Annotated in this window: 13 protein-coding genes; 3 read left to right on the top strand and 10 right to left on the bottom strand. The window is 64.7% G+C overall.

All coding sequences use genetic code 11. The features are described from left to right. Window positions 1–5: 5 nt before the first annotated feature. The 7 genes from I6F33_RS19030 to I6F33_RS19000 form a co-directional block, all read right to left on the bottom strand. Entirely contained in the window at window positions 6–947 is a 942-nt protein-coding gene (locus I6F33_RS19030; RefSeq protein ID WP_057027221.1) for a DMT family transporter, read from the bottom strand. 187 nt (window positions 948–1,134) lie between these two features. Continuing rightward, window positions 1,135–1,974, bottom strand: coding sequence for an aldo/keto reductase (locus tag I6F33_RS19025; protein ID WP_225143717.1), 840 nt, complete (start codon window positions 1,972–1,974; stop codon window positions 1,135–1,137). A gap of 200 nt (window positions 1,975–2,174) precedes the next feature. Further along, window positions 2,175–3,071, bottom strand: coding sequence for an SMP-30/gluconolactonase/LRE family protein (locus I6F33_RS19020; protein WP_225143820.1), 897 nt, complete (start codon window positions 3,069–3,071; stop codon window positions 2,175–2,177). A gap of 216 nt (window positions 3,072–3,287) precedes the next feature. After that, the gene (locus I6F33_RS19015) at window positions 3,288–5,990 is read right to left on the bottom strand and encodes a nitrate reductase (RefSeq protein ID WP_225143715.1); all 2,703 of its coding nucleotides are present in this window, start codon (window positions 5,988–5,990) and stop codon (window positions 3,288–3,290) included. Window position 5,991: 1 nt separating this feature from the next. Next, complete coding sequence (locus I6F33_RS19010) at window positions 5,992–7,209, bottom strand: NAD(P)/FAD-dependent oxidoreductase (protein ID WP_074447509.1); 1,218 nt, start codon at window positions 7,207–7,209, stop codon at window positions 5,992–5,994. Between the two features lie 10 nt (window positions 7,210–7,219). Beyond that, the gene (locus tag I6F33_RS19005) at window positions 7,220–7,648 is read right to left on the bottom strand and encodes a globin family protein (protein ID WP_036004577.1); all 429 of its coding nucleotides are present in this window, start codon (window positions 7,646–7,648) and stop codon (window positions 7,220–7,222) included. Window positions 7,649–7,776: 128 nt separating this feature from the next. Further along, window positions 7,777–9,168 (bottom strand): MFS transporter, encoded by a 1,392-nt coding sequence (locus tag I6F33_RS19000; protein WP_036025866.1) that lies wholly within the window; start codon window positions 9,166–9,168, stop codon window positions 7,777–7,779. Between the two features lie 96 nt (window positions 9,169–9,264). Between I6F33_RS19000 and I6F33_RS18995 the strand changes: the two genes are divergently transcribed. Continuing rightward, entirely contained in the window at window positions 9,265–9,498 is a 234-nt protein-coding gene (locus I6F33_RS18995; RefSeq protein WP_141697547.1) for a hypothetical protein, read from the top strand. Between the two features lie 9 nt (window positions 9,499–9,507). On the opposite strand, the gene I6F33_RS18990 is transcribed toward I6F33_RS18995, so the two are convergent. The 3 genes from I6F33_RS18990 to I6F33_RS18980 all read right to left on the bottom strand — a co-directional run bounded on the left by I6F33_RS18990 (window position 9,508) and on the right by I6F33_RS18980 (window position 12,594). After that, window positions 9,508–10,302: an ABC transporter ATP-binding protein gene (locus I6F33_RS18990; protein ID WP_036004558.1), complete on the bottom strand. Its 795-nt coding sequence runs from the start codon at window positions 10,300–10,302 to the stop codon at window positions 9,508–9,510. An 11-nt stretch (window positions 10,303–10,313) separates the two neighbouring features. Then, on the bottom strand, window positions 10,314–11,210 hold the full coding sequence (gene ntrB, locus I6F33_RS18985) for a nitrate ABC transporter permease (protein WP_074447510.1): 897 nt from the start codon (window positions 11,208–11,210) through the stop codon (window positions 10,314–10,316). Between the two features lie 64 nt (window positions 11,211–11,274). Then, window positions 11,275–12,594: a CmpA/NrtA family ABC transporter substrate-binding protein gene (locus I6F33_RS18980; protein WP_036004553.1), complete on the bottom strand. Its 1,320-nt coding sequence runs from the start codon at window positions 12,592–12,594 to the stop codon at window positions 11,275–11,277. Window positions 12,595–13,269: 675 nt separating this feature from the next. Here I6F33_RS18980 and I6F33_RS18975 point away from each other — a divergent pair. Continuing rightward, window positions 13,270–14,109 carry a formate/nitrite transporter family protein gene (locus I6F33_RS18975; RefSeq protein ID WP_036004575.1) on the top strand — a complete coding sequence of 280 codons (840 nt, stop codon included), beginning with the start codon at window positions 13,270–13,272 and terminating at the stop codon, window positions 14,107–14,109. 60 nt (window positions 14,110–14,169) lie between these two features. Further along, a complete protein-coding gene (locus I6F33_RS18970) occupies window positions 14,170–15,906 on the top strand; it encodes a bifunctional protein-serine/threonine kinase/phosphatase (protein ID WP_225143819.1) in 1,737 nt (578 codons plus the stop codon). The last annotated feature ends 59 nt before the right edge of the window (window positions 15,907–15,965 follow it).

Here is a 15,965-nt window from a genome sequence, read left to right as displayed (position 1 = left end):
TTGCGTCAGGGGTTCGGGGACCGCTCTTCCAGCACCAGCAGCTGGGCGCGGCGCACCCGCTCGCGATGGGCGATATAAAGACCGCTGGCGACGATGAAGGCGGCGCCGACGACCGTCCAGATATCCGGGACCTCGCCGAAGATGAAGAAGCCCAGAATGCTGACCCAGAGCAACTGCGTATAGGAGAACGGCGCCAGCACCGAGGCATCGCCGTAGCGATAGGCCAGCACGATGATCCACTGGCCCACGGTCGAGGCGACGCCGATCACGATGCCCAGCCCGATCGCGGTCCAGCTCGGCGTGACCCAGACGAACGGCACCATGACGCTGAGGATCGCAACGCCGGTCAGCGCGGAATAGGCCATGGTGGTGAGCACCGCTTCGCGACCGCTCATCATCCGCGTCAGGATCAGCGCGGCGGCCCAGCAGAACGCCGAGATGATCGGGAAGAATGCGGCGGCATGGAACGCGCTCGTGCCGGGCCTCAGGATGATCAGAACGCCCGTCAAGCCGATCGCGGTCGCGATCCAGCGCCGCATGCCGACCTTCTCGCTCAGGAAGATGATCGACAGTGCGGTGACGAATAGCGGCGAGACGAAGCCGGTGGCGGAGGCTTCGGCGATGGGCAGAAATGCAAGGCCGGTGATGAAGAACAGCGACGAGCCGAGCAGTGCGGCGCCGCGCATCAATTGCAGACCGAGCCGCTCGGTGCGCATCGCATGCAGTGGCGAGCCCGGCAGCATCACGGGCGTGAATAGCAGCGCGAACGTGACGAAGCGGATCCAGGTGATCTCGATCGAAGGCAGGCTGGTCGACAGATATTTCGCGGTGACGTCGGAGCAGCCGAGGAAGATCGTCGAGAGCAACACCAGCGCAATGCCCTTGAAGGGATGATCGACGCGCGCAGGCGCGCGGCGAGCCTGCTGCTTCTTCTCCGGAACGGGCATGGGAATACTGTCGAGCCTTGCGGCTGCGGCGGGCGGCGGTGTCACGGCTGGAACCCGGGCAAAATGCGAATCGAGAACAGCCGTAAAAAACGACATCTGCTCCGCATTCACAACTTCCGAAAACAGGATGCCGATATGCGCGAGCCGCCGCGCGCGTCAATGCTCCGTTAATCTTGCCCGTTGTGCACTACAGCATGGGCAGGCCGCGCGGCTTCGGCCCGCGCGGAAACACCGCGTCGAGCGCCGCAATCTCGTCCTTCGTCAGCACGAGGTCGCCTGCTGCCGCATTCTCGCCGGCATGTTCCGCAGACGAGGCCTTCGGAATGGCGAACACCGTAGTCGCACGGGTGAGAAAGCTCAGCGCAACTTGGCGCGGCGTCGCACGTCGCGCCTCCGCGATGCGCGCCAGCACGGCGCCGCCCTTGCTGCTGCCTGCGGGGAAATCGTCGTGGCCGAAAGGGGAGTAGGCAACGACGGCAACATTATGCCGTTCACACCACGGGATCACCGCATGCTCGATCGCGCGTTCTTTCAGGTGGTAGAGCACCTGGTTGCAGGCGATCCGCCCCTCGCCGGAGACGTCGAGAATCTCATCGAGATCGTCGGCATCGAAATTGGAGACGCCCCAGGACTTGATCTTGCCTGATTGCACCAGCTCCTCGAACGCAGCGACGGTGTCCTCCAGCGGATAGGAGCCGCGCCAGTGCAACAGATAACAGTCGAGCCGGTCGGTCTTCAGCCGCTTCAGCGAGCGCTCGCAGGCGGTGATGGTGCCGCGGCGCGAGGCGTTGCTGGGCAGCACTTTCGAAACGAGGAACACTTCATCGCGCCGGCCTGCGATCGCATCCGCAATGACGAGCTCGGCATCGCCGTACATCTCGGCGGTGTCGATGTGGGTCATGCCAAGATCGAGCCCGCGCTGCAGCGCCGCGATCGCGCGCTTGCGGTCGCCGTGGTCGAGATACCAGGTGCCCTGCCCGATGACGGAGACGCTGGCGCCGATCTTGCCGAAGGGTTTCTTGTTCATGGTCGCTCCGATCTCCGCTGTTATTTTTCCCTCTCCCCGTTCTTACGGGGCCGCGACGAGCTTCGCTCGCGCTGAGAGGGTCGGGGTGAGGGGCTGCTTCCGCAAACTCGATAGCAAAGAGACTCGCGGAGTCCCCCCTCACCCGCCGCGCTTTGCGCGTCGGCCTCTCCCCGCAAGCGGGGAGAGGCGAAACGTCAGCGCTACAATCCGCCGATTTCGGCCACCAGCACGCTGCCGGACGACGACTCCATGATATAGAGCCGATCCTTGTTTTCGCCACCGATCGCGACATTGGTGCAGTTCGGTCCCGCGCACGATTTGATGCGCGCGATCAGTTCCCCGTTCGGCGCGAACACGAAGACGTGGCCGAGCGAGGGGTGGCCGACGAACAGGCGGCCCTTGGCATCCATGGTCAAACCGTCAGGGCCGCTGGTGCCGAACAGCGAGCAGAAGCGGCCGACCTTGGACACGCTGCCGTCCTTCATGAACGGCAGCCGCCACACCGCGTTGTCGCGCGTCATCGCGACGAACAGCACGGTTTCGGTTGGGTCGAGCACCAGGCCGTTCGGACTGATGCCGGTGTCGAGCAGGCAATCGAGGCGGCCGTTCGATGCCAGCCGATAAACCCGGCCACTCGGATCATGCAGGCCGGTCTGCCCCTGGTCGGTAAAATAGATATCGCCGTTGGAGGCGAGATGCAGATCGTTGCAGCCGCGGAACGATTCCGAATTGCGCCCGGTCACGACCGGCTTGACGCGGCCGGATTCGGCATCAAGCTCCATGATGCCATGCCTGTAGTCGGCGACCAGGATGCGTCCGTCGGCTGCGATCTTCAGCCCGTTCGGCCAGCCCTCATATTCGATCACGAGCGACCATTCGCCGTCGGGCGCAATCCGGAAGATGCGGCCGAACGGAATGTCGACGATATAGAGATTACCGTCCTTGTCGAATGACGGCCCCTCGATGAAGCTCTCGGTCGGTATGTTCGGCCGGTTGGCGTCGGCCCAATCGGTTCGCACGCCCTTGCGGCGAAACTTGTCGGGCATGGCGGTGAACAGCCTGGTCTCGATCAGGCGCGGCGGCGTTTCCAGGTACATCATGGTTGTTGTGGATGTTGAAGGGAGCGCGGCACCATACGGCACATTAGCCGGCGCGTCGATTGGGGTGGTCCACATTGCAATGGTGCGGGCGCTGCGTAGGGTGGGTTAGCCCCGGGGCTGCGCGAAGCGCAGTCCCTTGGCGTAACCCCCCTCTTTCGCTTCCGCATTGACGAAGAGTGGTGGGTTACGCTGCGCTAACCCACCCTACGAGACCTATCCCGCCGCGCTCGCGACCTTCGCCTGCTGTGCAGGCACTTCCGTCATCGCAATCAGGCGTTTCAGCTCGGGGATGCAGGAGCCGCAATTGGTGCCGGCCTTGAGCTTGGCGCCGATGTCGGCGGCGGTGCGCGCGCCGCTGGCGATGCTGTCGCAGATGGTGCCGCGGCCGACGCCGAAGCAGGCGCAGACGATGGGGCCGGTCGAGGCCGCGCCTTCGCTTGACCTGCCCGACAGCAGCATGCGGCGCTGCTCGTCGCTGACCTGATCGGCCGCGAACAGACTCTTCACCACCTCCCAGTCGCCGGCATCATGCGCGGGGCCGACGAACAGGCAGGTCTCGATGCGATCGCCTGCGAACGAAGCTGCGCGAAAAACCCCGCCGCCGAAATCGCGATATTCGGCAACGTCCTCGCCGGCGACGCTCTCGAGCCAGGCGGGCCAGCGGGCGAGATCCGCGTTGTCGGCGAAAAGATAGCCGAAGCCGCCGCTGACGGTCACGCGCGACCACAACAGGTTCTGCGGCAGATCGAGCGGCTTGCGCGACAATGCAAAGCCGCGGAAGACAAATTCGTAAGGCGCGATCGCGGCCGGCGTCGCCTTGGCTTCCGGCTGCCCCGAGAACGGATCGGTGAACGGTGCGACCATCGCCCCGACGCGGCCGTGCGAGGCGTTCATTGCGCTCCAGTGGATCGGCACGAACAGGGTGCCGCGCTGCTGCCACTCGCTGACGACGACTTTCAGGATGCACTGGCCGTAATCGGTGGTGATGCGGGCATAGCCGTCATGGACGATGCCGTATTTGCCGGCGTCGTCGGGATGGATCTCGACGAAAGGCTCAGGCAGATGCGCGCCCAGGCGCTGGCTCAGGCCGGTGCGCGTCATGGTGTGCCACTGGTCGCGGATGCGCCCGGTGTTGAGCCTTAAGGGACGCGACGGACCGGTCTCGCCGCGCAGCGCCGGCACCTCCGGCGCAACGAAGCGGCCCTTGCCGTCATTGGTGAAGAAGCCGCCAGCAGCGAAGAAGCGCTCGCCGGGCGTCCCGCCCTCGCGCACCGGCCATTGCACCGGCTTCAAACCATCGAAGGCATCGTCCGACAGCGAGGTCAGCGCGCCGATGTCGAAATCGCGGCTGCCATTGTTCTCGAACGCCGAGAGCGCGGCATGCTCGCGGAAGATATCGGCGGCCGATTTGTAATTGAAGCTGTCGCCGAAGCCGAGGCGCTTTGCGGTCTCGCTCAGGATCCACCAGTCAGGACGCGCTTCCCCCGGCGCCGGCAGGAACGCGCGCTGGCGCGAGATGCGCCGCTCGGAATTGGTCACCGTGCCCGACTTCTCGCCCCAGGCCAGCGCCGGCAGCAGCACGTGCGGGCCGGCCGCGACGGTGTCGTTGGCGAGCACGTTCTCGGACACCACGAACAGCTCGAGCTTCTTCAGGGCATCGCGCACCATGTCGGCATCGGGCAGCGACACCACGGGGTTGGTGCCCATCACCCAGAGCGCCTTGACCTCGCCGCGGTTGATCGCCTCGAACAGCTGCACCGCTTTCAGCCCCTCATGGGTGGCGATGCGCGGCGCCTTCCAGAACCGTCTGACGCGGTCGATGTCGGGCGGCGTGAAGCCCATATGGGCGGCGAGCATGTTGGCGAGGCCGCCGACCTCGCGGCCGCCCATCGCGTTGGGCTGGCCGGTCAGCGAGAACGGCGAGGCGCCCGGCTTGCCGATGCGCCCCGTGGCGAGATGGCAGTTCAGGATGGCGTTGACCTTGTCGGTGCCCTGCGCCGACTGGTTGACCCCTTGCGAATACAGCGTGACGACCTTCTCGGTGTCGCGGAACATCCTGAAGAAGGCGGCGACGTCCTGCTCGGAGAGGCCCGTGGCGAGCGCGGTCGCGGTGACGCTGCCGGCGATGCTGCGCGCGCGCGCCAGCGCATCATCGAAGCCAGACGTGTTCTGCGCGATGTAATCCTGGTCCAGCACGCCATTGTCGGCGAGATGCACGAACAGGCCGGAGAACAGCGCGGTGTCGGTGCCGGGCTTGAGGCCGAGGAACAGGTCGACATCGCTGGCGGTATCGGTGCGGCGCGGATCGATCACGATCATGCGGGCGCCGCGCTCCTGCCTGTTCTTCAGCATGCGCTGGAACAGCACCGGATGACACCAGGCCGCGTTCGAGCCGACGAAGACGAGCAGATCGGCCTGGTCGAGATCCTCATAGCAGCCAGGCACCGTGTCGGCGCCGAAAGCGCGGCGATGGCCCGCAACCGAGGACGACATGCAGAGCCGGGAATTGGTGTCGACATTGGCGGTGCCGACAAACCCCTTCATCAGCTTGTTGGCGACGTAATAGTCTTCGGTGAGGAGCTGGCCGGAGAGATAGAACGCGACCGCGTTGGCGCCATCGCGCGCCACGATGTGCTGCATGCGGTGGGCGACGTGGTCCAGCGCATCGCTCCAGGCGACCCGCTCGAGCACGCCCTTGCAGCGGATCATCGGATAGAGCAGCCGCCCTTCCAGGCCGACGGTCTCGCCGAGCGCGGAGCCCTTCGAGCACAGCCGGCCGAAATTGGCGGGATGATCGGGGTCGCCCGCGATCGCCGCGCCGCCCTTGCCGTCGGGCGTCGCCAGGACGCCGCAGCCGACGCCGCAATAGGGGCAGGTGGTCTTGGTGGTGCGGAGATTTGGATCGATCGCCGTCATATCACGCCGCTTTCGAAGGCTGCGCCAGCGCGCGGCCGAACATCATGTCGGTGCGGATCGAAGCGACCTTGTCGCGATTGCGGATCAGCTCGAGGTACCAGAGCGCATCGATCGTATCGCCGATCAGCACCGCCCCGGTGAGCCGACCGTCGGCGATGACGAGCTTCTTGTAAGTGCCGCGCCTGCGATCCGACAGCACGAGGCTCTCGCTGCCCTCCCCGCCCATGAAGTCGCCAGCGGAGAACACGCTGACGCCGGAGACCTTCAGATTGGTCGAGACCACGCTGCCCTGATAGGCGGCGGGCCGGCCGGCCAGATGCCGCGCCAGCACGCGCGCCTGCTCGTAGGCGGGCTCGACCAAGCCATAGCAGGTGCCGCGATGCTCGGCGCATTCGCCAAGCGCAAAGATATCGGACGCGGAGGTCTGCATCACGTCGTTGACGACGACGCCGCGGTTGACCGCGATCCCCGCCTCCTTCGCCAGCGCGACGTTCGGCTTGATGCCGGCGGCGAAGATCACCGCATCGGCCTCGATGCGGCTGCCATCGGCCAGCTCGACGGCCTGGACGTGGCCCTCGCCGTGGATGCGGGCCGTCGCGGCATTGAGCATGACGCGGATACCCTTGCGCTCGACCAGCGTCTTGAGCAGGTCGGCCGCGGGCGCGTCGAGCTGACGCTCCATCAGCCGATCCATCAGATGCAGCAGCGTCACGGGCGCGCCGGCCTTGGCGAGACCGTAGGCCGCTTCCAGCCCGAGCAGGCCGCCGCCGACCACGACGACGCGCTTCCTAGCCGCGGCCAGTGTCAATAGCAGGTCGACGTCGCGGGTGTCGCGAAACGTGTGCACGCCGGCAAGATCGGCGCCTGGCACGTTGAGCCGCAGCGGCGTCGATCCCGTGGCGAGCACGAGCTTGGAATATTCCATGCTCTCCTCGCCCGCGATCTTGAGCTCACGACGGCCGACATCGATCTCGCTGACGCGATAGCCGTAGCGCACCGTGACGCCGCGGTCTCGCCACCAACCGGCCGGCCGCAGCTCGATCTCGTGCGAGCCGGTCTCGCCCGCCAGCACGGAGGAGAGGAGCACGCGATTGTAAGCGAGCCGCGGCTCTTCGCCGATCACGGCGACCGCATAGCGGCCGAGCGCGGTCTTGGCGAGCTCGTCGACCAGACGCGCGGCCGCCATACCGTTGCCGACGATGACCAGCGGTTCACTCACAACGCATCTCCTATTCGGCGGCCTGCGCTTGCGCGCCGTAGGCCTCGGACATCATGTAGCCGGACAGCACGCCATAAGCGTCGGTCCAGGCTGCGGCGAGTTCGGGCGTCCAGGCTTCGCCAAGGCCCTTCTCGAGGGTCCACAGCAAGGTCGCGCCGACCACGGGGTAGTGCTCGGCCTTGGCGCCATAGTCGACGTGACGCTTGGCGAGCGCGGAGGCCGCGGGAAGAATCGATTCCAGGTTCGACAGGCCGCCGACCACGGCGGCGAGCATGCCCATCAGCTTCTTGCGCTGCTCGGTCATGTCCTCGGGAAACATCGCGCGCACGGACGGCGCCACCTCGAACAGGCGGTCGTAGAACAGCACCGCGGCGGCTTCCGAAATCGGGGCGACCTTGGCGAAGCTCTGCTGAATGAGAGTAATCTGCTCGGGCGTCATAATGTCTCCTGTCTGTTTCGGTCTGCCTTCGTCCGCGCCATTGCGGACAAAGTTCATGGATCAAACGTCATCAGAGAGATTTCTCCCCGCGGACGGGGAGAAGCGACATTCGTGCCAGTTTGTCGTGCTCACACACGCGCCTCGGCGAGGCTTGGCGCGCCTTCGCCCTGCGGGCTGCGACGCAGGTAGAACCACCAGGTCAGAGCGAGGCAGGAGGCGTAGAAGGCGAGATAGACCACGAGCGCGAGCTGCGGCCCGCCGGTCATGGCGATCGACTTGCCGAAGCCGCTCGGGATCAGATAGCCGCCGACGGCACCGACCGCGCCGATGAAGCCGACCGCCGCGCCGCTCTCGATGCTCGCGGTCTTCAGGGCAGCGCTGCGTGCCGCATCGCCCTTGCCGCGCACCTTGAACAGGTTCTCCTCGCGGAAGATCGAGGGGATCATGCGGTAGGTCGAGCCGTTGCCGATGCCCGTCGTCACGAACAGGATCAGGAACATCGACAGGAAGCCGATGAAATCCTTGTGTCCGACGAAATAGAGCGCGCCGACCGTGGCGCCCGCCATCACGATGAAATTCCAGAACGTGATGATGGAGCCGCCGACCCGGTCTGCGAGCCAGCCGCCGAGCGGACGCGACAGCGAGCCGACCAGCGGGCCGAGGAAGGCGATCGAGATCGTCACGGTGGGGAACTGCGTCTTGAGCAGCAGCGGAAACGCCGCCGAATAGCCGATGAAGGACCCGAACGTGCCGATATAAAGATACGCCATGATCCAGGTGTGCTTGCGCTTGACGATCGCGAGCTGGTTCTTCACCGACGATTTCGCCGTGGTGAGGTTGTTCATGAAGAACACCGCGCCGAACACCGCGATTGCGATCGGCAGCACCCACATCAGGCCGGCATTCTGCAGGAAGATGCCGTCGACGGGCGTCGCCTGATACAGGTTGAAGACGGCGAGCGTCATCAGGATCGGGGTCAGGAGCTGCACGCTGGAGACACCGATATTGCCGCCGGCCGCGTTGAGGCCGAGCGCCCATCCCTTCATCCGGTCGGGAAAGAAGAAGGAGATGTTGGTCATGCTGGAGGCGAAATTGCCGCCGCCGAGACCCGCGGTCGAGGCGACCAGCAGCATGAGCCAGAACGGCGTGTCGGGCTGGCTGACGAAATAGGCGAGCGACAAGGTCGGGATGAACAGGATCGCCGCGCTGAAGATGGTCCAGTTGCGGCCGCCGAACGTCGTCACCGCGAAAGTGTAGGGAAAGCGCATGAAGGCGCCGATCAGGCCCGGCACGGCGACGAGCTGGAACAGCTGGTCGGTGGTGTAGTGGAAGCCGGCCTGCGGCAGCTTGGTGGTGACGATGCTCCAGATCAGCCAGACCGAGAAGCCGATATGTTCGGCGACGATGGACCAGATCAGATTGCGCCGCGCGATCGACTTGCCGGTATTGTTCCAGAACGCCTCATCCTCGGGGCGCCAGTCTGAAATCCAGCTGGAGTTCAGGGTCGGATTCTTCGTCATTGCGTATCCCTTCCAGGCTCACCGCTGCGTCGTTGCAGGCTCTGCCTCCGGTCACGGAGGCGCGCTCCGAGGCTTCACCCCGGTGGCGAGATCACGATGCTGATTGATGATGTTGAGGGACGTCGTCGTTGGCGTCGCGCAAAGACGTTTCAATTTCCGTGCCAGTTGCGCGCATACGGGAAACACAGGGATTTCAGGATGTTATTCGTATTGCCCGAATTGTTTGCAGGGCTTTTCCGCACGCAAAATTTGCGTTTCGCTCAATCCCTGTGCGACGCACAAGGATTGAGCTTGATGTCGATTAATTGGGCGCGGGCAGATCTCGCGTGAACGCGTGACTTACGCGGCTTCGACGAAGCGATGACGCTCGTAGAGGAATTCGAGCACGCGCTGGCGACACTTCAGATATGTGGCGTTGGTCGCGAGGTCGAGCCGCTTGCGCGGCCGCGCCAGCGGCACTTCCAGCACCTCGCCGATGCGCGCGCTCGGTCCGTTGGTCATCATCACGATGCGGTCGGACAACAGCACGGCCTCATCGACGTCGTGGGTGATCATCAGGATGGTGTTGCCGAGCTTCTGATGCAGCGCCATCACCGAGTCCTGCAAGTGGGCGCGGGTCAGCGCGTCGAGCGCGCCGAACGGCTCGTCGAGCAGCAGCACCTTCGGCTCCATGGCCAGCGCCCGCGCGATGCCGACGCGCTGCTTCATGCCGCCGGAGATCTCCGATGGACGCTTGTCCCTGGCATGGGCCATCTGCACGAGGTTGAGATTGTGCATCACCCAGGCGTCGCGCTCGGCACGGGACTTGGTCTTGGCGAAGACCTTGTCGACGCCAAGCCTGACGTTTTCGTAGACGGTCAGCCACGGCAGCAGGCTGTGGTTCTGGAACACCACGGCACGATCGGGCCCTGGCGAGTTCACCTCGCGGTTTTCCAGCAGCACGCCCCCCATCGTGGCGCCGGTCAGCCCTGCGATGATGTTGAGCAGGGTCGACTTGCCGCAGCCGGAATGGCCGATGATCGAGACGTATTCGCCTTTCTCGATCGTCAGATTGATGTCCTTGAGCACCTCCGTGGTGGCGGTGCCGCGGGTGAAGACCTTGTCGATGTGGTCGAGTTTCAGGTAGGCGGTCATGTCCCCTCTCCTCAGTTCTGCGCGGTGCCGCGGGTGACGACCTTGCCGAGCCCCGCGATCAGGCGGTCAAGCACGAAGCCGATGATGCCGACATAGAACAGCGCCAGGATGATCTCGCTGATATGCGAGGAGTTCCAGGCGTCCCAGATGAAGAAGCCGATGCCGACGCCGCCGATCAGCATTTCGGCGGCGACGATCGCGAGCCACGACAGGCCGATGCCGATGCGCAGGCCCGTGAAGATGTAGGGCGCCGCCGCCGGGATCATGATCTTGGCGAAGAATTCCAGCGGATTGAGCTGCACCACCGCGGCGACGTTGCGATAGTCCTGCGGGATGTTGCGGATGCCGACCGCGGTGTTGATGATGATCGGCCAGATCGAGGTGATGAAGATGACGAAGATCGCGCTAGGCTGGCCGTCGCGGAAGGCCGCGAGCGAGAGCGGCAGCCAAGCGAGCGGCGGAATCGTGCGCAGCACCTGGAACAGCGGATCGAGCCCGCGCATCGCCCAGACCGACTGCCCGACCAGCACGCCGAGCGCGATGCCGGCGATCGCCGAGAGCGAGTAGCCGAAGGCGACGCGCTGGAGACTGGCGGACAGATGCCAGAACAGGCCCTTGTCGATGCCGCCACGGTCGAAGAACGGATCGAAGATCAGCTCCTTCGTATCCGCAAACACTTTTGAGGGCGGCGGCAGCGCCGAGCCGGCTCTGCGGCAGACCAGCTCCCACACCAGCGTCAGCAGAGCGATCACGACCAGCGGCGGGATCACGCGCACGGCGGTCTCGCGTGCCATGCGTGCGTAAGCCTCAGTACGCGGGGGACGCTTCGGCGTCAGCGTGACGACCGGCGCAATCGTTGCGGCAGGCGTCGCGGTCTCAACCTCGATCTTCGTGGCAGTCATGTTCATCGCTATCTCTCTCCGGCGTGGCAGGGACGATGCGGCCGCCCCTAAAGGCGGCCGCAGGGCTCCATCAGACTTCGACGCGCTTGATCGCGAGCGACTTCAGATAGGCGGCCGGATTTTCGGGGTCGAACACCTTGCCGTCGAAGAAGGTCTCCTTTCCGCGCGAGGTGGTGGCCGGAATGTCGGCGGCGGCGACGCCGAGGGTCTTGGCCGCATCGCGCCACATGTCCTCGCGGTTGACCTTGGCAATCAGCGCCTTGGTATCGAAGTTCGGCTCATACTTGCCCCAGCGGATGTCCTCGGTGAGGAACCAGAGATCGTGGCTCTGGAACGGATAGGAGGCATGATCGCGCCAGTACTTCATGACGTGCGGCGAGTTCTCGACCACCTTGCCGGGGATGCCATAGTCGAACTTGCCGGCGGTGCGATCGTAGACGTCCTCGACCGGGCAGTTGATCCACTGCCGCTTGGCCATGATGGCGGCCAGCTCCTGCTTGTTTTCCGCCTTGTCGGCCCATTGCTGGGCTTCCAGCACGGCCATCAGGATCGCCTTGCTGGCCTTCGGGTATTTGTCGACGAAGGCCGCGCGCATACCGAAGGACTTCTCCGGATGCTTATTCCAGATCTCGCCGGTGTTGACGGCGGTGTAGCCGATGCCCTGGTGGATGAGCTGGAGATTCCAGGGCTCGCCGACGCAGAAGCAGTCCATGGTGCCGACCTTCATGTTCGCCACCATCTGCGGCGGCGGCACCACGATGGTCTCGATGTCCTTGTCGGGATCGATGCCGCCGGCGGCGAGCCAGTACCGGATCCACAGATCGTGGGTACCGCCGGGGAAGGTCATCGCAGCCTTCACGGCCTTGCCGGACGCCTTCTTCTTCTCAAGCGCCGCCTTGAACGGCGCCGCATCGGTGCCGAGCTTGAGGTCGGCATATTCCTTGGCGACCGAGATGCACTGCGCATCGAGATTGAGCCGCGCCAGGATGTACATCGGCGTCGGCTGGTTGTTCTGCGTCACCTTGCCGGCCGAGATCAGGTACGGCATCGGGGTGAGGATGTGCGCGCCGTCGATGCCGTTGCCTTCGGAGCCGAGCACGAGGTTGTCGCGCGTGGTGCCCCAGGACGCCTGCTTCTGCACGTCGGTGTCAGGCACGCCGTGCTTGGCGAACAGGCCCTTGTCCTTGGCGACGAACAGCGGGCCGGCATCGGAGAGCGCAATGAAACCGAGCTTGGCTCCCTTGACCTCGGGGCCTGCGTCCTGCGCGAAGGCGCCGGCGGGGAAATTCAGCTTGGCGGCGGCGAGCAGTGCGGCGGTCGAGCCGGTGGCTTTCAACAATTGACGGCGGCTGAGGCCAGTCTCGGAGGGCCGGCGAATGCGCTTGGTCATAGGTCGTGTCGTCCTTTTGCGTCGTTGCGGAATGATTGCGTCAGTGCGCACGAGCAGCCCGTCCGTCCGTGACGCCAGAAAAAGGCGCATGCGAACGCGCGACGGGGAGACCCCGTTTGGGTGCGTCAGCAATTCGGATGAGAAGTCTCGCGGGACGGCTTCAATGGCGTCGACCTGGAACTATTCAAGCTTCATGCCAAGCCTGCCACCGCCAAAAATGATGGATAATCAGACGCTTGGTAATTCCGCGCCTGACTAACGCAGCCCTGTTCCGCACGCGAAATTTGCGGTCTGCTCAATCCTTGTGCGCCGCACAAACGTTGTGCAGTCGCTCAAGCAAGAGGCGGCGCAGTTCTGCCAATCATCCCCCTGCAGCTGACATCTAGCTGAATTTGCTAGCTTTTTCGATCGACGCGCCACGGCACACAAATTGCTTCTAAGGTTGCGTCAACGACGACTGCGGCTTGGCCGCATTGATGCAGCCTCTGGCGGCTGCATCCCGGAAGCTCACCTGCTTCGCGGTCTCCGGCTTCAGAGTCCTCGTGACGCGATTCCCAAGGCTTCCAAACTTTCCATAGCCCTCGTGCGCGGCAGGCTGCCCGCACGGCCGATGACGTTCAGCCGCGCCCTCGTCGGGGGCGTGTCGATCTCACTTACGAAGCAAAGGAACCATTGATGTCGTATCTCGCGCCTTCGGAATTCGTCACCAAGATGGTGGATGCGGGCGAGTCCAAGATCTTCATGTCCACCCGGGATACCATTATCCGCGCCTACATGGCCGGCGCGATCCTGGCCCTCGCAGCCTGGTTTGCCGTCACGATCACCGTGAACACCGGCCAGCCGCTGGTCGGCGCGCTCTTGTTCCCGGTCGGCTTCGTCATGCTCTATCTCCTGGGCTTCGACCTCCTGACCGGCGTGTTCGTGCTCTCGCCGCTCGCGCTGATCGACAAGCGCCCGGGCGTTACGCTCAACGGCGTGCTGCGCAATTGGGGTCTCGTCTTCGTCGGCAATTTCGCCGGCGCCTTCACCGTCGCCTTCATGATGGCCTTCGTCACGACCTTCGGCTTCACGCAGGCGCCCGACAAGGTCGGCGCCGCCATCGGCAATATTGGCGAGGGCCGAACCCTTGGCTATGCCGCGCACGGCGCGGCCGGCATGGCGACGCTGTTCCTGCGCGGCATGCTCTGCAACTGGATGGTCTCGACCGGCGTCGTCGGCGCCATGATCTCGACTTCCGTCCCCGGCAAGGTCATCGCGATGTGGATGCCGATCCTGGTGTTCTTCTACATGGTGTTCGAGCATTCCGTCGTGAACATGTTCCTGTTCCCGTCGGGCCTGCTGCTCGGCGCGAAGTTCTCGATCATGGATTATCTGATCTGGAACGAGATCCCGACCGTGCTCGGCAACCTCGTCGGCGGCCTCGCCTTCACCGGCATGACCCTCTACGCCACCCACGTCATGACCCTGCCGAAGCGACAGGCGGAGAAGCCCGCGAAGCCCCGCGTCGCGGCCTGATCGAATAGGTATCGACAGGGGAGCCTCGCCCAAGCACGGTGAGGCTCCCTTCTCCCGGTGATGACGATGCCCCGCGGACTCCAGATCTCGGTCGGCCAGCATTCCGACAAGGGTCGCAAGCCCATCAACCAGGACTTTCACGGCGTCCTGATTCCGGAAGAGCCGCTGCTCAGCCTGAAGGGCATCGCGGCCGTTCTCGCCGACGGAATTTCCTCGAGCACGGTAAGCCAGATCGCCAGCGAGTCGGCGGTCAAGAGCTTCCTGATGGACTATTACTGCACGTCGGAATCGTGGACGGTGAAGACCTCCGCCCGCCGCGTGCTGGAGGCGACCAATTCCTGGCTGCATGCGCAGACGCGCAAGAGCCAATATGCCTATGACCGCGACAAGGGCTATGTCTGCACGCTCAGCGCCATGGTCATCAAGGCAACCACCGCGCACATCTTCCATGTCGGCGATTGCCGCGTCTATCGCGTCGCCGGCAAGGCGCTGGAGCAACTGACCGACGATCACCGCATCATCGTCTCGTCCGAGCAGACCTATCTCGGCCGCGCGCTCGGCATCAATCCGCAGCTCGAGATCGACTATCAGGCGATCGAAATCGAGGCCGGCGACACCTTCTTGCTGGCGACCGATGGCGCCTATGAATTCGTCGACGCCCGTTTCATCACGAGCGCGCTAAGCGAGCATGCAGCCGAGCTGGACGGGGCTGCGAAGGCGATCGTGCAGGAAGCCTATCGGCGCGGCAGCGACGACAACATCACCGTGCAGATCCTGCGGATCGATGCGGTGCCGCAGCGCGATCCGGCCGGCATCTTCAATCAGAGCTCGGAATTGCCGCTGCCGACGCTGCCGGAGCCGCGGGCGATCTTCGACGGCTACCGGATCGTCCGCGAGATCCACGGCAGCAGCCGCAGCCATATCTACCTCGCCGTCGACACCGAGACCGAGCAGCCGGTCGCGCTCAAGCTGCCGTCGGTCGACCTACGCGACAACGCCGCCTATCTCAAGCGCTTCTTGATGGAAGAATGGATCGCACGCCGGATCGACAGCCCGCATGTGCTCAAGCCGCTGTCGCAGTCGCGGCGACGCGGCTATCTCTACGTCGCGACCGAGTTCGTCGAGGGGCAGACCTTGAAGCAGTGGATGACCGACAATCCGCGGCCCGATCTCGAAACCGTGCGCGGCCTCATCGAGCAGATCGCCGCAGGCCTGCGCGCCTTCCATCGCATGGAGATGCTGCATCAAGACCTCAGGCCCGACAACATCCTGATCGACAAGACCGGCACCGCCAAGATCATCGACTTCGGATCGGTCAGGGTCGCCGGCGTGGCCGAGGCGGCGCCGCCAGGGGAGGCCGACGAAATCCTGGGCACCGTCCAGTACACGGCGCCGGAATATTTCCTGGGGCAAGGCGGCTCGCCGCGCTCCGACATGTTTTCTCTGGCCGTGATCTGCTACCAGATGCTGACGGGAAAGCTGCCCTACGGCACCCAAATCGCCAAAATCCGGCGCAAGGCGGATGTGCGAAAGCTTAAATATCGCGCCGCCGACGATGACCGCAACGTCCCCGCCTGGGTCGACGGCGCGCTCCGGCGCGCGCTCCATCCCGATCCCTACAAGCGGCACGAGGATCTCTCGGAATTCATCTTCGAGCTTCGCACGCCCAACCCGGCCTATCTCGACACGCGCATCACACCGCTCCTGGAGCGCAGCCCGCTGATGTTCTGGAAGCTGACAACGGCGGCGCTCGCCTGCGCCGTCGTCGTGCTGCTGGCCTTGCTGCATGCGCGCTGATCGAGATTGCCGCTCGCCACATGATTAATAGCGAGCGGCGCAGCCAGCCCGCCTGCGCT

Origin of the sequence: Bradyrhizobium sp. BRP20 (assembly GCF_020194215.1) — a bacterium.
GTDB classification, from domain to species: Bacteria; Pseudomonadota; Alphaproteobacteria; order Rhizobiales; family Xanthobacteraceae; genus Bradyrhizobium; species Bradyrhizobium yuanmingense.
This window is presented reverse-complemented; position numbering and strand designations above follow the sequence as displayed.

Excerpts from the sequence above, each read along its gene's own strand:
- I6F33_RS19020 (WP_225143820.1), bottom strand. The coding sequence starts at position 3,071 with ATGTACCTGGAAACGCCGCCGCGCCTGATCGAGACCAGGCTGTTCACC.
- ntrB (WP_074447510.1), bottom strand. The coding sequence starts at position 11,210 with ATGAACATGACTGCCACGAAGATCGAGGTTGAGACCGCGACGCCTGCC.
- I6F33_RS19000 (WP_036025866.1), bottom strand. The coding sequence starts at position 9,168 with ATGACGAAGAATCCGACCCTGAACTCCAGCTGGATTTCAGACTGGCGC.
- I6F33_RS18995 (WP_141697547.1), top strand. The coding sequence starts at position 9,265 with ATGCTGATTGATGATGTTGAGGGACGTCGTCGTTGGCGTCGCGCAAAG.
- I6F33_RS19030 (WP_057027221.1), bottom strand. The coding sequence starts at position 947 with ATGCCCGTTCCGGAGAAGAAGCAGCAGGCTCGCCGCGCGCCTGCGCGC.
- I6F33_RS19025 (WP_225143717.1), bottom strand. The coding sequence starts at position 1,974 with ATGAACAAGAAACCCTTCGGCAAGATCGGCGCCAGCGTCTCCGTCATC.
- I6F33_RS19015 (WP_225143715.1), bottom strand. The coding sequence starts at position 5,990 with ATGACGGCGATCGATCCAAATCTCCGCACCACCAAGACCACCTGCCCC.
- I6F33_RS18975 (WP_036004575.1), top strand. The coding sequence starts at position 13,270 with ATGTCGTATCTCGCGCCTTCGGAATTCGTCACCAAGATGGTGGATGCG.
- I6F33_RS19005 (WP_036004577.1), bottom strand. The coding sequence starts at position 7,648 with ATGACGCCCGAGCAGATTACTCTCATTCAGCAGAGCTTCGCCAAGGTC.
- I6F33_RS18990 (WP_036004558.1), bottom strand. The coding sequence starts at position 10,302 with ATGACCGCCTACCTGAAACTCGACCACATCGACAAGGTCTTCACCCGC.
- I6F33_RS18980 (WP_036004553.1), bottom strand. The coding sequence starts at position 12,594 with ATGACCAAGCGCATTCGCCGGCCCTCCGAGACTGGCCTCAGCCGCCGT.
- I6F33_RS18970 (WP_225143819.1), top strand. The coding sequence starts at position 14,170 with ATGACGATGCCCCGCGGACTCCAGATCTCGGTCGGCCAGCATTCCGAC.